Consider the following 21,503-nt stretch of genomic DNA (forward strand, 5'->3'; position numbering starts at 1 on the left):
GTCTACTACCTCGAGGACGCAATGAACAACCTCGGCGACTGCTTCGACTATGCCGTCAATGACTATGGAGCAGAAGGATCTGAAGTTGCTGAACTCTTTTGCCTGAGCGGGGTTGCTCGCGAGTTTGAACGCGGCAACGCATGGGTAGTGTCGGGAAAATCGGGTGTTGAGCTGTTCGCGCTTATCGCTGAAAGGTCGGGCTATCAAAACAGGCCTATACCGGACTGCACCTATCGATTTGAGAAGACGCCGGAATATTGGGCGGGCTGGATGCTGGCATACCTGCAGTGGCGCCTAGGAGAGTCTTTCGAAGATTTGCTGCATGTCGTTCCATTTGATGTGCTGCGCAGTCTGTATTACCCCTGGCACGAAGCCTCGGAGGAACGAGTGGTTCGCCTCGTCTGCGATATGGCGAAAAAAGCGTCCAGGCAAACCAAACTTGCGTTAGCAAGAAAGAAACTTAAGAAAACCCAACAAGACCTAGCATACGAATCGGGTGTGTCACTCCGCTCAATCCAAATGTACGAGCAGCGCCAGAGAAACATCAATGAGGCTTCGGTAACAAGCGTAAGAGCCATAGCAAAAGTCCTCCACTGCAACATCGAAGACCTCCTAGAACCAGTCTTCGAATACAAGGAACCCAGTGCGGCGTAAACCAAGCACATAGTCGAAGCCTGTTGCTGGTAAGTGCTCCAGCCTAGCAAGAGCCCCTATCAATAAAGGGCCATAATTTCAGCCCGGCGCCCCTTCAAAGCGTGGGTCCCTATAGACATCGCTAGCCACGTTGCCATAGGGCCACCCGGGGGCATCCCCTTAAAAACATTCCGCAGCACGAGGCCCGCTTATCCGCAGCTCCGAAGGGGCGCAATATTAAATCAGCGAATGCGATTATCCTGTCGAGGTCGCGTAGGTCTCCTTGGGGCTTCCCCTGAAAACAATCCGCAGATCGAATTGCCCCGTCGCGCGCCGCGCACGACGGGGCAATTCATGATCGAGGACGTTTTCAGGGGAAACCCCAAGGAGACCGGTGAGAGCAATGAGACAGGGCGCTACAGGTACTCGATTTGAGCGCCCTCAGTGTCGCACGTTAGAATATGCGTCTCACACTTGGGGAACTGCTCGCGCAGCTTGACCTGCAGGAATTTTGCCACGATAGTGTCGTCGGTCACAGCCATAAGGGTAGAGCCCGAACCGCTGATCCAGATGGTCTTGGCGCCGCCGTTAAGGCAGGTGTCGCGCACAGCGTTGTAGTCGGGAATCAGGCGACGACGATAGGGCTCCTGGATGCGGTCGTCATTGGCGGCGGCAATCAGGTCGAGGTCGCCGGCCTCCAGGCCTCGCGTCATGCCGGCGATACGGCCCATTTGCCATACGGCGGTGGAGAGCGGAATCTCCTGCGGCACGACCTTGCGCGCCTCGCTCGTGTGAACCTCGTAGGGCGGAATCACGGTAATAAAACGCAAGCGATCGCTCACCTCGTAGCGCAGGCACTGGGGGAGCGAATCGGTCGGCGTAAAGGAGCAGACGGCGCCGCCCAGGATGGCGGGAGCGACGTTATCGGGATGGCCCTCGACCTCGGTGGCAATGCGGACGAGCTCAGCGCGGTCGACGGTGTGGCCTGTCAGTGCGGCGGCGGCCATAATGCCAGCGACGACGCAAGTGGAGCTGGAACCCAGGCCGCGAGCGACGGGTACATCGGTTTGAATGTCGATGGCGACGGGAAAAGCCGGCTCGCCCCATGCGGCCAGCGCATCGACAAAGCTGACGTAGACCAGGTTGTTCTCGTTTTGGAACTCCTCGGGGCAGCCCGTGATGGTGAGCTTGTCAGCGCGCTCGAAGGTGAAGTGCGAGTAGAGGCTGACGGCCATGCCGAGGGTGTCGTAGCCGATGCCTAGGTTGGCGCTGGTTGCTGGGACGGTGATCTTGATCATGTGGGTCCTCCTGGCGTGCCTGGCTGTTTAGTTTGCTGCTTGTGCGGAACTCGCGACGAACTAAACAGCCAGGCACGCTGTGCGCGTTCGTCATCATCCCGGGGGTTATCTGATAAAAGAAGGTGCGCCGGCTTTCGCCGGCGCTTAATAAGGGTTTTAGTTGGTAGCCATCTTTTTTGCTGCAGACTCGACGTAGCTTGCCATCTCATCGACGTCACAGACGTCTTCGAAGCGGACGGGTTTGGATTCGAGCTCGGCGAGCTGTGCCGGTGCGGCCGTATTGGTGGCCTGCTCGAGCACGCGCATGGCCTCAAAGTCGTCCTCGGGAACGTTGAGACCCAGAGCATCGCAGCAGGCACGCGGGAACTTGTAGGGGCTGGCGGTCGAAAGCAGCACACGGGCCTTGGCGCCCTCGGCGGGAGCGACCTTTTCAAAGACGTGATAGCCGCAAGCGGTGTGCGGGTCAATCACGTAGCCGTTCGCATCCCAGCAGCTCTTGATGGCAGCGAGGACCTCGTCCTCGCTGGCCCAGCCGCAGCCAAAGACGCTCTGAATCTTTGCCAGCAGGTCGGCGGGAACCTCATAGTGACCAGTCTTTGCCAGCTGCTCCATAAGGCCGGCAACAAGCTCGCAGTCGCCATCGGACAGGAAGTAGAGCATGCGTTCCAGGTTGGAGCTGATGAGGATGTCCATCGACGGCGAGATGGTCGTGAAGAACGGACGGTTGCGGTCGTAGACGCCGGTGGTCAGGAAGTCAGCCAGCACGTTGTTCTTGTCGCTCGCGACAATGAGCTTGGCGACGGGCAAACCCATGCGCTTGGCATAGTAGCCGGCCAGGATATCGCCAAAGTTGCCGGTCGGTACGCAGAACTCCACAGCGTCGCCGGCCTCGATGGCGCCGGCGCGCAACAGCTGCGCATAGGCGGCAAAGTAGTAGACGACCTGCGGCACCAGACGGCCGACGTTGATGGAGTTGGCACTCGAAAGCACCGTTCCGGCGGCCTCCAAGCGCTCGGCAAGCTCCTTATCGGCAAAGATGCGCTTGACGGCACTCTGGGCATCGTCGAAGTTGCCGCGAATGCCGCAGACGGCGACGTTATCGCCTTCCTGTGTGGACATCTGCAGATTCTGCACGCGGCTGACTTTGCCTTCGGGATAAAAGACGGTGATGCCCGTGCCCGGAGCGTCGGCAAAACCGGCGAGTGCGGCCTTGCCGGTGTCGCCCGACGTGGCGGTGACGATCATGATGCGTTCGGCGCCGCCGTCCTTGGCGGAAGTGCGGGCCATGAGGCGGGGGAGCATCTGCAGGGCGACGTCCTTAAAGGCACTCGTGGGGCCGCCAAAGAGCTCCATCACATAGGTCTGAGGGGCGTCAGCGCCCGGCGCAGCGTCGAGTTTGACGAGCGGCGTAACCTCTTCACTCGCGAACGTGCCGCGATATGCCTCATTCACACAGGCCGAAATTTCTTCGCCCGTGTAATCATTCAGTAACATTCCCAACACATCTTGAGCGATTTCAAAGTACGATTTATCTGCAAGCGAGCTGATATCGACCTGCTGGGTGCCGAGCTCGTCCGAGACAAACAAACCCCCGTCGGGAGCGATGCCGGTGCGGATTGCCACCTTACTTGAGCACGATAAAGTGCGTCCTCGTGTACTATGATAAGTTCCCATATAACACTGCTCCTCGGATGCCTTGGTCCCAATCGGTGAAACCATGGTATCAGAGCGCGCAAAACAGGTTCGCAGAGGCTTTTAGAAAGGTAACCTCCAGCCCATGATTAAGATTGCCAAGTTTGGCGGCTCGTCGGTCGCCGACGCCGAACACTTTAAGAAGATCAAGGCCATCGTCGATGCCGACCCGGCCCGCCGTTTTGTGGTGGTTTCCGCCTGCGGTCGCCGCTTTAAGGGCGACACCAAGGTGACCGACCTGCTCTACCTGGTTAACGCGCACGTTAAGTATCACGTGTCGTGTGAGGAGCTGCTCGAGGACATTGGCCAGCGCTATTTTGATATCGCTGACGAGCTGGAGCTCACCTATCCCATCCGTGAGGAGTTCGCGGCCTTTGCCGAGCGCGCCCGCTCGGGCGGCTACTCCACCGAGGAGCTTGTGAGCCGCGGCGAGTACTTCACCGCTCGCCTGATGGCCGAGTACCTGGGCCTGCCGTTCCTGGACGCCGCGACGGTTGTGGCGTTCCATCACGACGGTACGCTCAGCATGAACCGCACCTCCGAGCTGGTGCAGGAGTACGGTCAGCAGGGCGGCTTTGTTATGCCCGGTTTCTACGGCGCGACGCGTGAGGGCCAGATTAAGCTGCTCGATCGTGGCGGCGGCGATATCTCGGGCTCGATCCTGGCCAAGTGTCTGGGCGCCGACCTTTACGAGAACTGGACCGACGTCTCGGGCTTCTACTCTGCCGATCCGCGTATTGTTCCCGAGGCTCAGCCCATTGCGCGCGTTACCTACGAGGAACTGCGCGAGCTTTCGTACATGGGCGCAAGCGTCCTGCACGAGGAGGCCGTGTTCCCCGTGCGCGAGGCGGGTATTCCGCTGGTCATCAAGAACACCAATGCGCCGCAGGACCCCGGCACCATCATTAGCGAGACGGCTGATGAGGGCGAGGCGGAGCCCATCATTACCGGCGTGACCGGCAAGCGCGGTTTTGTCGCCATCAACGTGGCCCGCGATCGCACCAAGCCCCGCGTCGGCTTTATGCGCCGTGCACTTTCGGTCTTCGAGCGCTATGACGTTTCCGTCGAGCACATGCCCACCGGCGTCGACCGCTTTGGCGCCGTGGTGCAGGAGCAGGATGTGCACGATTCGCTGTACTCGCTCGTGGGCGACATCCAGCAGGAGGTTGAGCCGCTCGAGATTGAGGTTGTCGAGGGCCTGGCGCTCATCGCGACCGTCGGTCGTAACCTGCGCGGCCGCGCAGGTATTTCCGGCCACCTGTTTGGCATGCTCGGCCAGGCTGGCGTGAGCGTGCGCATGATTTCGCAGAGCTGCGACGAGATCAACATCATTATCGGTGTCGAGGATAAGGACTTCGACCTGGCGATTCAGACCATTTACCGTGCCTTCTCCGACGAGAACGGCATTGTGAAGGTCTCCGATCTGGAGGCTCCTGCACCGATTGAACCCGCCCTGGCTGCCCTCCACAAATAGCGACCATTCCGGTAGATTTTTGGGATATGTCTAGAAATCTACCTTTTGGCGCATGAGTGGGTTTTGAGGCATGTTCCAAAAAATCTAGCGCGGGGCGTTTCGTTTCGGTTTCTTTTCGACGGGGTGGGTTTCGTGTCCGCCCCGTTCTTGTATACACTGGGCAAGAATATCCTGCCTGCTCGGCGTGCGGGCAAAAGCCACAACCTTTAAAGGGGGAAGCATGAAACAGTACACGGTTGCTATTTTGGGCGCGACGGGGGCCGTGGGCACCCAGATGCTCGAGTGCCTCAACGAGCAGGAGTTTCCGGTTGGCAAGCTCAAGCTGCTGGCGAGCGCGCGCTCTGCGGGCAAGACCGTCGAGTTCCGCGGCGAGCAGGTTGTTATTGAGGAGGCTTGCCCCGAGGCCTTTGAGGGCTGCGACATCGTACTCGGCGCTGCCGGCGACGATATCGCCAAGGAGCTGCTGCCCGAGGCTGTCAAGCGTGGCGCCGTCGTGGTCGACAACAGCCACGCCTTCCGCATGGATCCCGAGGTGCCGCTCGTCGTGCCCGAGATCAATGCCGACGACATCAAGTGGCATCACGGCCTTATCGCTAACCCTAACTGCGCAACCATCATCGGCCTGGTTCCCACCTGGCCGCTGCACAAGCTCGCCGGCGTGAAGCGCATGATCGTCTCGACGTACCAGGCGGCTTCGGGCGCTGGTGCTCCCGGTATGGCCGAGCTCGAGGCCCAGCTGGCCGCCCTGGGTCGTGGCGAGGAGATTCCCGAGCCGCGCGCATTTGCCGCCCAGTTGGCGAGCAACCTGATTCCGCAGATTGGCGGCGTCAAGGAGGAGGGCTTTACCTCCGAGGAGATGAAGTTGCAAAACGAGGGTCGCAAGATTATGCACCTGCCCGAGCTGCGCGTGAACTGCACCTGTGTGCGCGTGCCTGTGCTGCGCTCGCACTCCGAGAGCATTACGCTCGAGTTTGAGCGCGACATTACGGTCGAGGAGGCCCGTGCTGCGCTGGCTTCTGCCCCGGGTGTCAAGCTGGTCGACGACCTGGGTGCCGAGGATGCGCACGACCGATTCCCCATGCCGATGGACACCTCCGACCAGGACCTGATTTGGGTCGGTCGCGTGCGCCGCGACATCTCGAACCCCGAGGCCGCGCGTGGCATCACCTTCTGGTGCTGTGGCGACCAAATCCGTAAGGGCGCGGCAACCAACGCCGTCCAGATCGCCAAGCTGCTCTGCGAGTAGCGGTGGAACTGTCCGGCGGTGGCCGGGCTCAGCTTTCAGCTTTCAGAACGTCCTCGACCATGTGCGGCGCCTTGTCCTGCTCCTTCGGAGCCGCGGACAAGGCGCCGCACTGGTCTGCGGAGTGTTCTGAAAGCTAAGCCCGGCCCCGCCTGCAGTGACTCGGCTGCGAGCGGCCTGCGATGGGGCCGTTGTTGGTTGGGGCCGCTGGGCTGATGTGCGGGCACGTGGCCGTTGCGGGCCCTGGTCCCGGCGGCGGCCTCGGCGCTTTGCGCCTGCCTCCTTTGGGGGCTGCGGGTCCGTGACGGCAGCTGCGGCGCTTCGCGCCTGCTGCCTGAGGTGACTTTGGGGTTGGGGTGAATTGAAGTTGAATACTTTTCCCGAGAAGTGAACGACCTATTTTGGACCCCCGAAGCATTGGCATATTTTGACCGCTATTTCCTGCGGCTTTGCTGCGCGAATCCTGCGGTTTTGTAATCAAAAAGTGTGGATGCTCCGGGGCCTCGTTTTTACTCGTTCACTTCTCGGGAAAAGTATTAGAGCTCAGCTGGCATGGGTACCGCCCTGACGTCGAAGCCCCGCGTTTTCTTCTCTTGATTGGGGAAAGCGGCCTCGCTTAAACAATTACGAGCCTGCCCGGACGTATCAGACAGGTTGTCTGCACAATTCGCGGTATTATGGTGCGGAGTTTTGAAAGGAGCCGCTGGTGGTCACGACGACGTTTGCTTCGCCTTTGGGCGAAATCCTGCTTGCCGCTGATGGCCGCGGTTTGACGGGGCTTTGGTTTGAGGGGCAGGAGCACTTTGGCTCCACGCTTCTCCGGGAAGACTCCGAACATGTTGAAGGGGCCGATGCGGTTTCCGGTGCTGGTGGCATGTCGTCGGCGAGTCCGGCTCATGGTGCGGCTTCTTCGGTGCTTGAGCGTTCGTGGGCTTGGCTGAATGCTTATTTTGCAGGGCAGGAGCCTCGGTATACGCCGCCGTTGCATATGATCGGTACGGCGTTTCAGCGTGAAGTTTGGTTTGAGCTGCTTTCTATTCCGCGTGGCGAGGTCGCCACGTATGGCGAGATTGCGGCTCGTATCGCCGCCCGCCATCGGGTGCCGGGGAACGAGGACTCCGTTGTGTCTCCTCGTGCGGTGGGGGCTGCGGTCGCTCGCAACCCTATTTCGATTATCGTGCCGTGCCATCGCGTGGTGGCGGCCGACGGCTCGCTCAACGGATATGCCGGCGGCCTCAACCGCAAGGAGTGGCTGCTGCGGCTTGAGGGCGCGTACGAGGACTAGCGTTCGAGCACTTTGCATAGCCAAGATGCCGTGAAAGAACGGGACACGCTTTCCGAATGGAGACTCAGACGGAAACCACGTCCCGGAATTCCGTTTTAAAGCGGGATGCGCTTTCCGAATGGCGTCCCAAGCGGAAACCGTGTCCCGGAATACAGCCTCAGAGTGGGACGCCGTTTCCGGTTGAGACCACCTGCTTGGACATCTTTCTACGCCCGCTTCTGCAGGGCGTAGATCGACTTATCCATGTTGAACAGGTAAGCCACGACGCAGACAATAAAGAACATCGGCAGATTACCAAAGCCGAAGACCTCGCAGCCAATAAGGATGGGTGCGAGCAGCGTATTGGTGGCGCTGCCAAAGACGGCTGCGTAGCCCAACGCGGCGCAGAACTCGGCGGGCATGCCGAGAATCCCGGCGAGTACGACGCCCAGGCTGGCTCCGATGGAAAACAGCGGCGTTACCTCACCACCTTGATATCCTGCGGCAAGTGTGGCGATGGTGAGTACGAATTTGAGCGCCCAGTCCCAAGGCATGATAGCGACCTTACCGTTACCGTTGAGCGCCGCCGATATCAGGTTGGTGCCAAGGCCGCAGTATCGACCCTGCCACAGTGCGAACAGAATCGCCGATAGCGCGATGCCGATAGCGGCGATGCGCGCATAGGGGTTGGGGAGCAGCCGCGCCGCAAGGGTCTTGGCATGGGCAAGGCACCAGGCAAAGGCACCGCCTACCATGCCAAACGCGATGCCTAGTACCGCAAGCCGTCCAAGACCGGGGAGGTCAAGCGCGCATGAGGCGACAACGGCGACCTCGAACTTCTCGAGTCCCAGGGCACCGGAGGCCATACTTGCGGCGAGCGAGGCTGTAAGCGCGGGAAACAGCGCGCGGTATTCCATGCGTCCTGCGACCAGTACTTCGATAGCAAAGACCGTGGCAGCAAGGGGCGTTCGAAAGAGCCCGGCAAAGCCGGCGGCCATGCCGATAAGCAAAAACGTGTTGCCGGGGTCTCGGAAAGGTAGACGTCGGCCGATCCAATGTGAGACGGTTGCACCGATCTGCACGGCCACGCCCTCGCGTCCCGCACTGCCGCCAAAGAGGTGCGTCCCCCATGTGCTCAGCATAATGAGCGGCACCAAGCGCGGCGAGATGGCGTCCTCACGCCCGTGGCCTACGTCGAATACCAGGCTCATGCCGCGGTCGGTACCCTTGCCCCAAGCGCGGTAGGCAAACACGATGGCAAGGCCCATAAGGGCGAGGAAGGGGATGAGCAGGGTGATGTGTTCGTCGCGGAAGGCGCCGATCGCCAAAAGCACGCGTCCAAATAGCGCGCAGATGGCGCCAACGATGATACCGACGGGGATTCCGACGGCACCCATAAGCACAAGACCGCTATAGGTGTTGAGCAGACGTTTGATTCTGCTCGATGCGCTGCTTTCCGACACTTCTCCTCCAAAACAAAAAAGACTCCTGCCGCGGCGTGATGCCTAAGGGCATCACGTAACAGCAGAAGTCATCAGCAACAAGGCGGTTTAGGGTAACGCGGCAGCTTGGCTGGCGCACCCAACGGAGACATTCATTCCGCAGCGGCATCATAGCGGTGGATGCGGTTTGGGTCAAATGGTTACCGTGGACAGTCCTGGTGCCTGCCCGCACCCCTCGTTTCCCCATATAAAACCTGCCAAAATAAACCTGTCCCTTTTTGGTCGGTGCGAAATGGGTAATACTAAAGAGTTATCCGACCAGATGGGAATTAATCGATGGCTTATATCGAATTCAAGGACGTCGTCAAAGCATACGGCGAGGGTGACGCCCGCATTCACGCGCTCGATGGCGCGAGTTTTACGGTCGAGCGCGGTGAGCTCGCCATTATCCTGGGTGCTTCGGGTGCCGGCAAGACCACGGCGCTCAACATTCTGGGCGGCATGGATACGGCGACTTCCGGCACCGTAACGGTGGATGGGCGCGACGTGAGTTCCGCCAATGAGGCGCAGCTCGTGGAATACCGCCGCGCTGACGTCGGCTTTGTCTTCCAGTTCTATAACCTGGTTCCCAACCTGACGGCGCTCGAAAACGTCGAGCTTGCGGCGCAAATCTGCCCCGATTCGTTCGATGCCGAACAGACACTTCGCCAGGTTGGCCTGGGCGAGCGCCTCGCCAACTTCCCCGCGCAGCTTTCGGGCGGCGAGCAGCAGCGCGTGTCCATCGCCCGCGCACTGGCCAAGAACCCCAAGCTGCTCCTGTGCGATGAGCCCACGGGCGCGCTCGACTACAAAACCGGCAAGCAGATCTTGCAGCTGCTGCAGGATACCTGCCGCAAGCAGGGCATCACGGTCATTATCATCACCCATAACTCCGCGCTCGCGCCCATGGCCGATCGCCTGATCTGCTTTAAGAGCGGTCGTGTGGAGAGCGAGACGGTCCAGCAAAATCCCGTGCCTATCGAGACGATCGAGTGGTAGCGCCCATGGACCAAGATCGCCAAAACAGCCAACGCCGCGACGCGCAGAACACGGAGCGCGAGCAGGATTTTACGACCTACCGCACTGCCCAAAGTTCAAACGACATGGTGCCGACGGTGTTTCGCCGCGGTGTTTACCGTACGATTCGCGGCAGCCTCAAACGCTTCTTGTCTATCGTCGTGATCACCGCGCTCGGCGTGAGCGTGATGTGCGGTCTTAAGGCGGGCTGCGAGGATCTGCGCGATTCGGTCGACGTCTATTTTGACCAGCAGAATGTCTATGACATTAACGTGCAGTCGACCTATGGCCTTACGCGCGACGATCTTGCGGCCATTCAAGAGGTCGACGGCGTCGAGACGGCCGAGGGCATCTACACCGAGACCGCCTACACCGCCGTGGGTACCACGCGCGAGCGTGTAGTCGTGCAGAGCCTTTCCAGGAAGAATATCGATCAACCGGTGCTGGTGAGCGGCGATTTGCCCGAGAGTGCCGGCGAGGTCGCGGTGACTTCGAAGTTCCTGAAGGCTTCGGGCAAAAAGCTCGGCGACACGGTGAGTTTTGCCGCCAATGACGCGAGCTCGTCGAACCAAAGCGCCAAGGACCAGTTTGCCGCGGGTGATTACACCATTACGGCCGAGGTCCTCGATCCTACTGATGTGAGCTCCGACTCGACAGTCAACGCCTTTCGCGCTGCTTCGGCTGCGGACTATAAGTTCTATGTGAGCGAGGATGCCGCGACATCTTCTTCCTACTCCGCGGTCCACGTGATCGTCGAGGGAGCCAAGAGCCTCAACTCCTATTCAGATGCCTACACGACAAAGATCAACGAGGTCAAGGGTAATATCGAGAAGATTCGCGACGAGCGTGAGAAGGTGCGCGCCCAAGAGCTGACGGTCGACGCGCCGGCAAGCTTGGATGCCTCCGAGCGCCAGGCGAATATGCTCTTTGGGATTGAGCAGGACAACATCAACCGCATGCCCCAGGGCAGTGAGGAGCGCGCTCGGGCTCAGGCCGATTTGGACCAGCGCCGCGCCGCCACCGACCAGCAGTTTGCCGATGCACGCGCCGAGCTTTCCGATCTGGGCGAATGCACTTGGTACATCCAGGATCGCGGTAACATCGCAAGCTACTCAAGCGTCGAGAGCGATAGCTCTTCGATTGAGGCCATCGCCACGGTTTTCCCATTTATTTTCTTTGTCGTAGCCGTGCTCATCAGCCTTACCACCGCTACTCGTATGGTCGAGGAGGAGCGCACGCTCATTGGCCTGTACAAGGCGCTCGGCTATTCACGCGGGCGAATCCTGTCCAAATACGTGGACTACTCGCTGTGGGCATGTCTGTTCGGCGGCGTACTCGGCAACATCTTCGGATTTGTGGGGTTGCCGCTGTTCCTGTTTACGGTGTTCGATGACATGTACTCACTGCCCCAGATGCTGCTTTCGTACGACATCGTGTCCTCGATCGTCTCGGTGGCGCTGTTTGCCGTGGGCGTGGTGGGTGCCACGATTATCGCCTGCCGCCACGAGATGGCCGAGACCCCAGCCTCGCTTATGCGTCCCAAGGCCCCGCGAGCCGGCTCGCGCATCTTGCTTGAGCGCATCGGCTTTATTTGGCGCCGCATGGGCTTTTTGAACAAGGTGGCAGCGCGTAACCTGTTCCGCTACAAAAAACGTGCCTTTATGACCATCTTCGGTATCGCCGGCTGCACGGCGCTCGTGATCTGCGGTATGGGCATCCGCGATACGACGGTGGCGCTTTCGCCCAAACAGCACGGGCACATCACGCGCTATGACTTGCTGGTGGTCGCCAATCCCGATGACTATGCTCAGACGTGTGCGGCGCTGGAAGAGCGTAGCGCGGCCAGCGACTCCGGCGTGCGCGTGACCTCGACCCTGCCGATTATGACCGACAACGTCACCTTTACGTTTGGCGGTAAGAGCGAGACCGTACAGCTCATTGTGATTCCCGACGACCGCACGAATGACCTGGACGATTACGTGCGCCTGGAGGATGAGTCCAAAGAACCGCTCGCCCTGCGTGACGGGGACGTGTATTTAAGCAAGAGTTCACAGCTGGTGCTGGGGATTCAGCCGGGCGATACGGCGCAGGTCCAGGATTCGTCGCTCAATGTTACCAAGGTCAAGGTTAGCGATATCTCGCTCAATTATCTGGGCAACACACTTTATATGACGCAGGGCACCTATGAGCGCGCGTTCGGCCGAAGCGCGCGTCTTAACGGCATCTTTGTGCTGCTTAAGGGCTCGTCGACCGACCAGATTGCGTTTAGCAAGAAGCTTAAGAGTGACGGTTGGCTTACGATTTCGAGTACGGCCGAGCATTGGGAGAACAATGAGGCGATCTTTACGATTACCAATTCGGTCGTAGTGCTTGTGACCTTTATGGCGGCGTGCCTGTCGTTTGTGGTGGTGTTTACGCTGTCTAATACGAATATTTCGGAGCGCGAACGCGAGCTGGCGACCATCAAGGTGCTGGGCTTCCGCCGTGGCGAGGTGCACCACTACGTCAATAAGGAGACGTTGATCCTTACGGCGATTGGTACCGCACTGGGCGTGCCGCTGGGTGGCCTGCTTGCCGAGAGCTTTACGTACGTTCTTCAGATGCCGTCGCTGTACTTTGATGTTGAGGTCGAGCCGCTGAGTTTCGTGCTCGCTGTGGTGCTTTCGTTTGGCTTTACGATTATCGTCAACCTCGCCACCAACCGAACCCTCAACAAGATTGACATGGTCGGTGCCCTCAAGAGCGCCGAGTAACCTGTTCTTGGATTCAAGTTGTAGCGAGCTGTGACGTGTCGCAGTCGCTTTATTGCATAAACCGCCCCGCAGAATGCATATTTTGGCGGGGCGGTTGCTTTTTACCCGCAGGTACCCCCAGGGGCGGCGTGCAAATTCCGGAGAATTCAGCATTCCGGAGTCCACGAGTATGGGAGCGGGCACACAAAACTGCGCTGAAAGCCCTGATTCTGAGCTCCCAACGCCTCAAGAGCCGCTCGTTTTTACAAGATGCGGCCCATGGCGCCTGCCTTTCGCCCAAAATTCAGTATGCAGGCACCCTCGGCTGCTGAAAACTCCCAAAAATGCACGGCGCCTCCTGCCCTAGGCACCCGCAGCAAGAAGACGAATAGCCTCGGCGAGCATGTAAACGCAGGGCCCTCCGACCCCGACCGACGATTTCGATTGGCGACCTTTGACGGAGTCAAGGGAGGAGCCAAATCGAAATACGTCGGGCGGGGTCGGAGGGCCCGATGGGATGGATTTCGGCCGAGGCTATTCGTCGCCGAAGCTGATGCCCAGCGCCTTGGCCTCGCGTACCAGGTCGCTCTGGGGATCGACAAACTTGAGCTTGCCGGCGACCTCCTCGAGCGGCATGTGGCACATCTTGCCGTCACGCAGGGCAATCATGTAGCCAAACTCGCCGCGTAGGCAGCCCAGTGCCGCCTCAACGCCGCACTGGGTCGCAAAGATGCGGTCCTGGGCGTCGGGCTGACCGCCGCGCTGCGTGTGGCCGGGGATGGCGACGCGGGTCTCGCGACCGGTCTTGGCCTCGATTTCCTTGGCAATGTCGTAGACAATCGACGGACTCGTGCGCTCGGCAAGCTTCTTCTTGTACTCCTTCTTGGGCAGCGCCGCGTCCTCCTTGGAGATAGCGCCCTCGGCGACGGCCACGATCGTAAAGCGGCTGCCGGTCTCCATGCGATGCTCGATGGTCTTGATGACGTTACCCATGTCGTAGGGAATCTCGGGAATCAGGATGACGTCCGCACCGCCCGCGACGCCGGCGTACAGCGGGATCCAGCCAACCTTGTGGCCCATGATCTCGATAACGAACACGCGGCCGTGACTCGAGGCGGTGGTGTGGATGTCGTCGATGCACTTGGTGGCGACGTCGATGGCGCTCGTAAAGCCAAACGTCATTTCGGTGCCCCAGGTGTCGTTATCGATGGTCTTGGGCAGAGCGATAACGTTGAGGCCCTCTTCGCGCAGGCGGTTGGCAGTCTTGGTGGAGCCGTTGCCGCCCAGCATAAACAGGCAGTCGAGTTGCAGCTTGTGATAGGTGTGGACCATCGCAGGCACCTTCTCGACACCGTCGGCCTCGGGAATGTCCAGGCGCTTGAACGGCGTGCGGCTCGTGCCCAAAATGGTGCCGCCGCGGGTGAGGATACCGCTAAAATCGGCGGGCGTCATGACGCGGAACCTGCTGTAGATAAGGCCCTGGTAGCCGTCCTCAAAACCATAGATCTCGATAGGTTCTTCGCTATTGGTCATAAGCGTTTTGACGATGCCGCGCATGGTGGCGTTGAGCGCCTGACAGTCGCCGCCACTGGTAAGAAGACCGATCCTAAGCATGATGAATCCTTCCGGGCAAGTTATAACATGCGCATAAGTTTACCCCCGCACACTGTTGATACGGGGGTAAAACGTGTTAGCTCAAGCGTATAGAAATGTAAACAACGTCAGGCGAGCGTAAGGTCGACGGGCCTGGCTCCTTACAGTGCGAAGGCGTCGACGTCGCCCCAGTGGCGGCGCAGCGTAATAGCGGCGGCGGGTTCGGTATTGTCAAAGACGACCGACCATTGCGTATTGCTGGTGATGTCTTCCGGATTGGGCTCTTGCGCTGCGGCGCGCAGGGCTTCCCAGGCAATCGTTTCGTCCTGGGCACCGACATGGGCGTCAAGGACATCGGCAATTGCGACGGCGCGCTCTTTACCATGGCCCAGCTCGCCGTTCTTTTGGTTGGGCAGCACTTCGTCGCCATAGCAGGGGTAGAAGTTCGTAACCTGGCGTACAGGAGTCGCTTTGAAAGCGCGGTCCGGATAGTGCGGATCCCACTCTGCTACGCGCGCGTCACCGGTGGCGTCGTTGATAAAGAAGTGATAATCGCGTCCTGCCATGGCGTGCATGTCGTAGGCGGAAAGCAGGTCGACAGCTTCTTGCGTGGTGGCGGCACGGTCGAGCACCAGACGGATGGCGAGCGAGGTATTGATGACAGGGCGTTGCGTGTCCTGGTCACAGGGCTTGGAATCAAGGGTGAGTACGGCAACGGAAACGCCGCATTCGTTAACACCGTCGAGCTGGGCAAACGGACCCATGAGTGCGGCGGCGCGTCCGGCGACGGAGTCAAGCGGAGTGTTATCGCCCAGGTTGTTAAGGGCGGCAAACCCGATGGAGGCATAGCCGCCGCGTGGGTGATTGCGCACCAGCAGCGCCGAGGTGTCGTCCTTAAAGTCGTAATTGCGACCGGTGCGCACGCGGCCTTCGGCATCTACGGCGACAAAAGCGCTGCAGGCAAACTGGGGAGCCTGGACATGTGCCGGCACACCGGGCAGCACCTGCGCCACCACGGCATCGATGTAGGCCTGGTCGTCGCGCACGCCAGCGGCGATGATGCGATCAAGATCGTAGTCGTAGGCAATGTCGATTTCGTACAGGTCATAGCCATCCGCGTAGCCGGTCAAGCGTTTGAGCGACGCGGCGGACTTGATTTGCTTGCGGTAAACGATACCGGTGGCAGCGGCAAGGCCGACGGCGACTCCCGCGACACCGCAGGCGATGGCAATGTTACGTGGCTTCATGACGGCTCCTCTCGTCCTGTTAGCGTAATTATCGCAAAAGGAGCGCGGGCATGATGGCTCAACCTGGTGAGTGGCACGGGATTAAACATGGAATGAAGAGTGCGGCGCTGGCGTGGCGGGGTATGCTGGAGGGGACCATCAACCCAGCGAAAGGGGAGAGCATGACGGATCAGGAAACGCCCGAACGCGCGCATGTGACGGCCGACGATATCGAGGCCGCCAACGACCTTATCGACTTTATCGAGGCGTGCCCCAGCATGTTCCATACGGCGGCGACCATTATGGCCGAGCTCGACGAGGCGGGCTTTACCTACCTGCCCGAGAATGCGGCGTGGGATATCGAGCCGGGCGGGCGTTATTACACGCAGCGCAACACCTCAAGCGTTATCGCCTTTAAGGTGGGCGAGGACCTGGCCGCGACGTGGGGCGAGGACGGCGTTGCCGGCGACTATCATTTTCAGCTCACGGCGTCGCACAGCGATTCTCCGACGTTTAAGGTCAAGGCCGTGCCCGAGCTTGACGGCGCGGGCGAGACGCTGCGCCTGAACACCGAGGCCTACGGCGGCATGATCGACTACACCTGGTTCGATCGCCCGTTGGCGCTGGCTGGACGCGTGCTGGTGCGCGAGGGCGACCGTATTGAGAGCCGCCTGCTTGCCACCGAGCGCGAGGTCGCTATCATTCCGAGCCTTGCTATCCATATGAACCGTTGCGTCAATGAGGGCTTTGCACCCAACCGCGCTGTCGACCTGTGCCCGCTCATCAGCGCCGGCGAGCTTAAGCAGGGCGACTTTGATGCTCTGATCGCCGACGAACTGGACGTCGAGCCCGAGCAGATTTTGGGCCGCGATCTGTTCCTGGTCAATCGTCAGGACGCGCGCATTTGGGGCTGGGCCGACGAGTTTATCTCGACGCCCAAGCTCGACGACCTAGCCTGCGCCTACACCTCGCTGCAGGCATTTTTGGGCGCCGAGAATGCGCATGACATCTCGGTCTTTTGCTGCTTCGACAACGAGGAGGTTGGCTCCGAGACCAAGCAGGGCGCCATGTCGACGTTCTTGGCCGATGCGTTGCGTCGCATTAACGGGTCGCTGGGCTTTGATGACGAGTCGTACCACCGTGCGCTTGCCGCCTCGATGCTCGTGAGCTGCGACAACGCGCACGCCGTGCATCCCAACCACGCCGAGAAGTGCGATGCCCACAACCAGGTCGTGCTCAACGGCGGTATCGTCATCAAGGAAGCCGCCAACCAGCACTACTGCACCGATGCCTTTAGCCGCGCAGTGTTCCAGGCCATCTGCGATGACGCAGACGTGCCCACGCAAGCCTTTGCCAACAAGAGCGATATGGCGGGTGGCTCCACGCTCGGCAATCTGTCCAATATGCAGGCGAGCATGCACGCCGTGGACGTGGGCCTGCCGCAGCTGGCCATGCACTCGAGCTACGAGACCGGTGGCGTGCGCGACGTGATGTACGCGATCCGCGCCCTCACGGCTTTCTACGAGCGCGACCTAAACATCAACGGTGCCGAAAGTGTGGAGCTTTAAAACCTGCCAAAAAAGGACGGGTTTATTTTGGCAGGTTTTATCTGGGCAAATGCCGCAATGTCAACGGTAAGACGGAGCTGCTAAGGCTTGCAGATGAAGCCGACGCCAGCGGAACCGCCGCAGGTAGAGCAAAAGTCAGCGAGAGCCCGCCGTTTGAGCCAAGGTGCCGTGAAATGAAAAGGCGCTGACCTTCTGGTCGCGCCTTTGAAATTGAACGGCAGATTGGCAAAACGGCGGGCTCGCAGCGTCGAGGGGTTCCGGCGTTTGGTAAAACGCCGGAACAATCTAATGCTCAATCCAACAACGTAAAGTTTCGCCGGCCAGCAGGTGACGCAGATTCTCCGCGGCGATGTCGACCACGTTATTGAGCGTGGCGGCCAGGTGGAACCAGCCCGAGACATGCGGCGTGATGAGCATGTTGGGTGCATCCCACAGCGGGCTTGTGGCGGGCAGCGGCTCGGGATCGGTGACGTCGACCGCGGCGCCGGCGAGATGCCCCGATTCCAGAGCGGCAACCAGGTCGTCGGCGACCACAAGATCGCCGCGGCCGCCGTTGGCAAAGAACGCGCCCGGTTTCATCGCGGCGAAGAACTCGGCGTTCGCCAGGCCGCGGGTCTCGGGCGTGCTGGGCATAAAGGATGCGACGATGTCGGCCTCTGCCAGGCGCTCAGACAGGGCATCCATGCCGTCCATGTCCTCAAACACAATGGGGTAGACGAGCGGATGGCGCTTGATGCCGCGGACGTGCGCACCCATGCTGCGGCAGAGCGTGGCAAAGTGGCCACCGATATCGCCTGCGCCCAGCACCAGCACGTTGGCGTTTTTGAGCGAGGTGACCGGCCCCAAATCCTCCCAGCGATGCTCGCGCTGCAAGTCGTGATAGCCGGGCAGGCGCTTCATCATGGAAAGGACCATGGCAAACATGTGCTCGCTCACGGCCTGACCGTAGGCGCCGATCGAGCAAGACAGCTTGGCTTCAGCCGGCACGGTGCCGGCGGCAAGGTAGTCGTCATAGCCGGCAGTCTGCAATTGCAACAGCTGGAGATGGTCGCATGCCGTGAGCATGCCAGGGTCGATGTTGCCCAGGATCACGTCGGCATCGGCGACCTGTTCGCGCGTGATGTCGCCGGCGCTCGTGTAGATAAAATCCTCGCCCGGAGCGCTCGACTCAAGAATTGCACGATGGCGGTCGTTGACGGGCAGCAAAACCAGGATGTTCACAAGCATTCCTCTCCGCTCAACCTGCCAAAAAGGGACAGGTTTATTTTGGCAGGTTTTATCAGGCAAAACGTTCAAATAAAACGCCGGAGGCAAGACGAGCGTGCCCGTCAGCATCTGGCGCATCTACGGCTACCAGCTCAGCAGATCGTAGCCGTCCTCGGTCACCACGAGCTGTACCTCGCACTGGGCCGAGTCGCTGCCGTCCTTGGTGCGCACGCACCACCCATCGCCCTTGCTAATCTTAATGTCGGGTGCTCCGGCGTTGACCATGGGCTCGATAGTAAAGACCATGCCCGGAACCATGATAGTGTCCACGTCGGGCGCCTCGGTGGTAAAGCCCACAAACGGGTCCTCGTGGAACTCCTTGCCAATGCCGTGGCCACCGTACTCGCGCACCACGCTAAAGCCGGCGTCCTCGACCGTCTTTTGTACGGCCTCGGCCATCACGGAGAGCGGCAGCCACGGCTTGACGGCTGCCAGACCCGCCTCCACGCTGGCGCGGGTGACGTCGACCAAGCGCTGGCGCTCGGCCGAGACCTTGCCGATGCAGAACATGCGGCTCGAGTCGCTAAAATAGCCGTCTAAGATCGTTGAGCAGTCCACGTTGATGATGTCGCCCTCGTGCAGTACGTCCGTATCGCAGGGAATGCCGTGGCAGACTACGTCATTGATCGAGGTGCACACGCTCTTGGGGTAGCCCTCGTAGTTGAGGTCGGCCGGCGTTCCACCATGCTCGACGGTGTAGTCGTAGATCATCTGGTCGATCTGGTTGGTGGTCATGCCCGCGGTGATATGCTCGCCCACATAATCGAGCACGCCAACGTTGATGGCGGCCGAGCGCTTGATGCCCTCGATATCGGCAGGCGTCTTATAGAGCGTGCGGGGCAGGACGTTCCAGCCCTCTTCCCATAGGCGCTCGAGGCGCTCATCAAAGGAGCTGTGACATTTCTTGTATTTTTTGCCGCTGCCGCACCAGCAAGCGTCGTTGCGGCCGGGTACGGGTCCTTTGTCATACATGGCTAACTTCCTTTCATTCGCAGCTAGTATAGCCCACCCGCAGAGCAGCTAATTTGGGACGGGGCTTTTTTGACTGCTTTTGTCCGCGCGGCCTTGCGCCGCCCATATCGCTCCCAAAAGCAGTCAAAAAAGCCCCGTCCCAAATTAGCTGCTCTTGGGCAGACGGGTGCTAGTAACTCACCTGGCAGGGGATGCCGAGGGCGCGCACGCGTGCGGCAATCGCGTCGAGCGCCTCGGGAGCCGCTTTAGCAAGGCCGGCGACTGGTGTCTCGCGCGCCACCGTGTAGATGGTCGCCTCCTGCGGACGAATGCGCTCGAGCGCCGCAAGCCAAGGGCCGACGTATTCGTCGCCCGTGTTGTCAATAGACTTGCCTTGGTACTCGCCGGTTAGGAATAGCGTCTGAATGATAACGTGGCCCTCAAAGCTCGCGAACGTCTCGATCTGGTGCTCGACGTCGTAGGGACCAACGGGCTGGTCGAGCAGCTGGATAAATGCCGGATCGACCGTATCGAGCTTGAGGATGTTGTCGTCGACCATCATGAGCGCATCATGCACCTGGGGACGGTCGGCGCGCGTGCCGTTGGAAAGCACGGCAATCTTGGTGTTCGGGGCCAACTGGTCGCGAAGCGCGACAGCGCCGGCGATAGCCTGCGGGAACTCCGGTGCGGCGGTGGGCTCGCCGTTGCCGGCAAACGTGATTACATCGGGCAGCTCACCCTCGACTGTCATCTCGCGTAGTTTGGCTTCGAGTGCGTCGAGCACCACGGCAGCCGTGTTGTGTGGCTCGTGGCAGGGGCGTTCGGCGTTGAGTCCGTTTTCGCAGTAAATGCAGTCAAAGGTGCAAATCTTGCCGCTGGCAGGCATCATGTTGACGCCGAGCGAGAGTCTAAGGCGTCGGCTGCGGACGGGCCCAAAGATGGGGCTGGCATTCAAAAACGTAGACATAGGCATATGCTCCTCGGGACAGTTGCACTTAAGCATAGCATTGGCCCCCGTGCCAATCGCGGGTCTGGACACTGTTGTCTAAGCCGAAACTGTGCAGCCTGGTGAGTTTTCGGAACCCTATCATGAAAGGGTGCGAGTCGGGTACAGTAAACGCATTTAAGTATGCGCAACATAGCGCCAGACTGTCCAAGTCGCACCTCGGTGCGGCCTGATGGCGTTGACGATAGGATCACAACATGGATTTTACGGTCGAAAATGCGGGCACCACGATTGCCTGCCGCGAGTATGCCGGCCCGGATGTATCGTCCGATGCGCCCGCCTTGGTGTGCGTGCACGGTGCGTGCGTCGACGGCACATTTTTTGACGGCATCGCCCGCGAGCTCGCCTGTGGCTATCGCGTCATTGCCTATGACCGCCGTGGTTGCGGCGAGAGCGACGATGCGGCAGACGGGCGCTACGATCTGGCAGTTCAGGCTGCCGACCTGCGAGCTGTTATCCAACATGCCGGCGCCCCGGCAAATGTCCTCGCGCACAGCGCTGGCACGCTCGTTGCCCTTGAGCTCCTTCATGCGGATGCGGCGGCAGTGTCGTCTGCGATTTTGCATGAGCCGGCCGTGACAGGCGAGGGCGTTGGCTTGGGCGCAGCCCCGGTTTTGCTCGAGATGGTTGCGGCGGGGAAAGTTTCGAGGGCGCTGAGGGTCTTCTTGGGCGCTATTGGAGACCCCGATCCTGAAGCTCCCGGTATAACCAAAGCGGAAGCCAAATATGCTATGCGCAATGGACGTGGCTTTATGGCGAACGAGTATGGACTTGTCATGACGTATGGTCCCGATTGGGATCGAGTTCGCGCATCAAAAACCGTTGCCGCCGTCTGCTTGGGAGAGCTTTCGGCCGATACGTCCCGCGCGGCAGGTTCACGAGCGGCTGCGGAGTTACTGGGCTGCCCCGTTGTAACAATTCCGGGCGCGCATAACGGTCTTCGAGATCGACCGGTCGCAGCCGCCAACGCCGTCCGCGCCATTCTAAGACGCTGATGCGTCGGTGACTCATACAGGAGAATCAATAAACATTGGTGTCCTGCAATAAATCAATCTTGAG

General features: G+C 60.1%; 16 protein-coding genes. 8 read left to right on the forward strand and 8 right to left on the reverse strand.

Annotation, left to right across the window (positions count from 1 at the left end):
• The first annotated feature begins 21 nt into the window (after positions 1–21).
• A complete protein-coding gene (locus ACTQX9_RS00845) occupies positions 22–654 on the forward strand; it encodes a helix-turn-helix transcriptional regulator (protein WP_441040819.1) in 633 nt (210 codons plus the stop codon).
• 395 nt (positions 655–1,049) lie between these two features.
• Here ACTQX9_RS00845 and thrB read toward each other — a convergent pair whose 3' ends face one another.
• Together thrB and thrC are read right to left on the reverse strand one after the other, a co-directional pair.
• A complete protein-coding gene (thrB, locus tag ACTQX9_RS00850) occupies positions 1,050–1,931 on the reverse strand; it encodes a homoserine kinase (protein ID WP_154514914.1) in 882 nt (293 codons plus the stop codon).
• Between the two features lie 156 nt (positions 1,932–2,087).
• Positions 2,088–3,605 (reverse strand): threonine synthase, encoded by a 1,518-nt coding sequence (gene thrC, locus ACTQX9_RS00855; protein ID WP_441540235.1) that lies wholly within the window; start codon positions 3,603–3,605, stop codon positions 2,088–2,090.
• A 103-nt stretch (positions 3,606–3,708) separates the two neighbouring features.
• On the opposite strand from thrC, the gene ACTQX9_RS00860 reads away from it, so the two are divergent.
• From ACTQX9_RS00860 to ACTQX9_RS00870, 3 genes are all read left to right on the forward strand, one after another.
• Positions 3,709–5,097, forward strand: coding sequence for an aspartate kinase (locus ACTQX9_RS00860; protein WP_441540236.1), 1,389 nt, complete (start codon positions 3,709–3,711; stop codon positions 5,095–5,097).
• A 220-nt stretch (positions 5,098–5,317) separates the two neighbouring features.
• The gene (locus ACTQX9_RS00865; RefSeq protein ID WP_154514908.1) at positions 5,318–6,343 is read left to right on the forward strand and encodes an aspartate-semialdehyde dehydrogenase; all 1,026 of its coding nucleotides are present in this window, start codon (positions 5,318–5,320) and stop codon (positions 6,341–6,343) included.
• Between the two features lie 703 nt (positions 6,344–7,046).
• Positions 7,047–7,625 (forward strand): methylated-DNA--[protein]-cysteine S-methyltransferase, encoded by a 579-nt coding sequence (locus ACTQX9_RS00870; RefSeq protein ID WP_441032934.1) that lies wholly within the window; start codon positions 7,047–7,049, stop codon positions 7,623–7,625.
• Between the two features lie 206 nt (positions 7,626–7,831).
• Here ACTQX9_RS00870 and ACTQX9_RS00875 read toward each other — a convergent pair whose 3' ends face one another.
• The gene (locus tag ACTQX9_RS00875; RefSeq protein WP_441540237.1) at positions 7,832–9,067 is read right to left on the reverse strand and encodes a chloride channel protein; all 1,236 of its coding nucleotides are present in this window, start codon (positions 9,065–9,067) and stop codon (positions 7,832–7,834) included.
• A gap of 315 nt (positions 9,068–9,382) precedes the next feature.
• Between ACTQX9_RS00875 and ACTQX9_RS00880 the strand changes: the two genes are divergently transcribed.
• A complete protein-coding gene (locus ACTQX9_RS00880; protein ID WP_427718202.1) occupies positions 9,383–10,084 on the forward strand; it encodes an ABC transporter ATP-binding protein in 702 nt (233 codons plus the stop codon).
• Between the two features lie 5 nt (positions 10,085–10,089).
• Complete coding sequence (locus ACTQX9_RS00885) at positions 10,090–12,855, forward strand: FtsX-like permease family protein (protein ID WP_441540238.1); 2,766 nt, start codon at positions 10,090–10,092, stop codon at positions 12,853–12,855.
• A gap of 513 nt (positions 12,856–13,368) precedes the next feature.
• Here ACTQX9_RS00885 and ACTQX9_RS00890 read toward each other — a convergent pair.
• Together ACTQX9_RS00890 and ACTQX9_RS00895 are read right to left on the reverse strand one after the other, a co-directional pair.
• On the reverse strand, positions 13,369–14,448 hold the full coding sequence (locus ACTQX9_RS00890; protein ID WP_154514896.1) for a 6-phosphofructokinase: 1,080 nt from the start codon (positions 14,446–14,448) through the stop codon (positions 13,369–13,371).
• Between the two features lie 140 nt (positions 14,449–14,588).
• Positions 14,589–15,674: a carcinine hydrolase/isopenicillin-N N-acyltransferase family protein gene (locus tag ACTQX9_RS00895; protein ID WP_441540239.1), complete on the reverse strand. Its 1,086-nt coding sequence runs from the start codon at positions 15,672–15,674 to the stop codon at positions 14,589–14,591.
• Positions 15,675–15,835: 161 nt separating this feature from the next.
• Between ACTQX9_RS00895 and ACTQX9_RS00900 the strand changes: the two genes are divergently transcribed.
• Positions 15,836–17,221: a M18 family aminopeptidase gene (locus tag ACTQX9_RS00900; RefSeq protein WP_441540240.1), complete on the forward strand. Its 1,386-nt coding sequence runs from the start codon at positions 15,836–15,838 to the stop codon at positions 17,219–17,221.
• Between the two features lie 285 nt (positions 17,222–17,506).
• On the opposite strand, the gene ACTQX9_RS00905 is transcribed toward ACTQX9_RS00900, so the two are convergent.
• The 3 genes from ACTQX9_RS00905 to ACTQX9_RS00915 all read right to left on the reverse strand — a co-directional run bounded on the left by ACTQX9_RS00905 (position 17,507) and on the right by ACTQX9_RS00915 (position 20,405).
• Positions 17,507–18,448 carry a D-2-hydroxyacid dehydrogenase gene (locus ACTQX9_RS00905; RefSeq protein ID WP_441540241.1) on the reverse strand — a complete coding sequence of 314 codons (942 nt, stop codon included), beginning with the start codon at positions 18,446–18,448 and terminating at the stop codon, positions 17,507–17,509.
• Between the two features lie 123 nt (positions 18,449–18,571).
• Positions 18,572–19,459 (reverse strand): type I methionyl aminopeptidase, encoded by an 888-nt coding sequence (gene map, locus ACTQX9_RS00910; RefSeq protein ID WP_427718214.1) that lies wholly within the window; start codon positions 19,457–19,459, stop codon positions 18,572–18,574.
• Between the two features lie 169 nt (positions 19,460–19,628).
• Positions 19,629–20,405: a radical SAM protein gene (locus ACTQX9_RS00915; RefSeq protein ID WP_441540242.1), complete on the reverse strand. Its 777-nt coding sequence runs from the start codon at positions 20,403–20,405 to the stop codon at positions 19,629–19,631.
• Between the two features lie 236 nt (positions 20,406–20,641).
• Between ACTQX9_RS00915 and ACTQX9_RS00920 the strand changes: the two genes are divergently transcribed.
• On the forward strand, positions 20,642–21,439 hold the full coding sequence (locus tag ACTQX9_RS00920) for an alpha/beta fold hydrolase (protein WP_441540243.1): 798 nt from the start codon (positions 20,642–20,644) through the stop codon (positions 21,437–21,439).
• The last annotated feature ends 64 nt before the right edge of the window (positions 21,440–21,503 follow it).

Source organism: Collinsella sp. LCP19S3_F2, assembly GCF_052121015.1.
In the GTDB taxonomy this organism is placed as follows: domain Bacteria; phylum Actinomycetota; class Coriobacteriia; order Coriobacteriales; family Coriobacteriaceae; genus Collinsella.

Bases quoted from the DNA above. Each gene is read 5' to 3' on its own strand.
- ACTQX9_RS00845 (WP_441040819.1), top strand. From the start codon at position 22: ATGAACAACCTCGGCGACTGCTTCGACTATGCCGTCAATGACTATGGA.
- thrB (WP_154514914.1), bottom strand. From the start codon at position 1,931: ATGATCAAGATCACCGTCCCAGCAACCAGCGCCAACCTAGGCATCGGC.
- thrC (WP_441540235.1), bottom strand. From the start codon at position 3,605: ATGGGAACTTATCATAGTACACGAGGACGCACTTTATCGTGCTCAAGT.
- ACTQX9_RS00860 (WP_441540236.1), top strand. From the start codon at position 3,709: ATGATTAAGATTGCCAAGTTTGGCGGCTCGTCGGTCGCCGACGCCGAA.
- ACTQX9_RS00865 (WP_154514908.1), top strand. From the start codon at position 5,318: ATGAAACAGTACACGGTTGCTATTTTGGGCGCGACGGGGGCCGTGGGC.
- ACTQX9_RS00880 (WP_427718202.1), top strand. From the start codon at position 9,383: ATGGCTTATATCGAATTCAAGGACGTCGTCAAAGCATACGGCGAGGGT.
- ACTQX9_RS00885 (WP_441540238.1), top strand. From the start codon at position 10,090: ATGGACCAAGATCGCCAAAACAGCCAACGCCGCGACGCGCAGAACACG.
- ACTQX9_RS00890 (WP_154514896.1), bottom strand. From the start codon at position 14,448: ATGCTTAGGATCGGTCTTCTTACCAGTGGCGGCGACTGTCAGGCGCTC.
- ACTQX9_RS00895 (WP_441540239.1), bottom strand. From the start codon at position 15,674: ATGAAGCCACGTAACATTGCCATCGCCTGCGGTGTCGCGGGAGTCGCC.
- ACTQX9_RS00900 (WP_441540240.1), top strand. From the start codon at position 15,836: ATGACGGATCAGGAAACGCCCGAACGCGCGCATGTGACGGCCGACGAT.
- ACTQX9_RS00905 (WP_441540241.1), bottom strand. From the start codon at position 18,448: ATGCTTGTGAACATCCTGGTTTTGCTGCCCGTCAACGACCGCCATCGT.
- map (WP_427718214.1), bottom strand. From the start codon at position 19,459: ATGTATGACAAAGGACCCGTACCCGGCCGCAACGACGCTTGCTGGTGC.
- ACTQX9_RS00915 (WP_441540242.1), bottom strand. From the start codon at position 20,405: ATGTCTACGTTTTTGAATGCCAGCCCCATCTTTGGGCCCGTCCGCAGC.
- ACTQX9_RS00920 (WP_441540243.1), top strand. From the start codon at position 20,642: ATGGATTTTACGGTCGAAAATGCGGGCACCACGATTGCCTGCCGCGAG.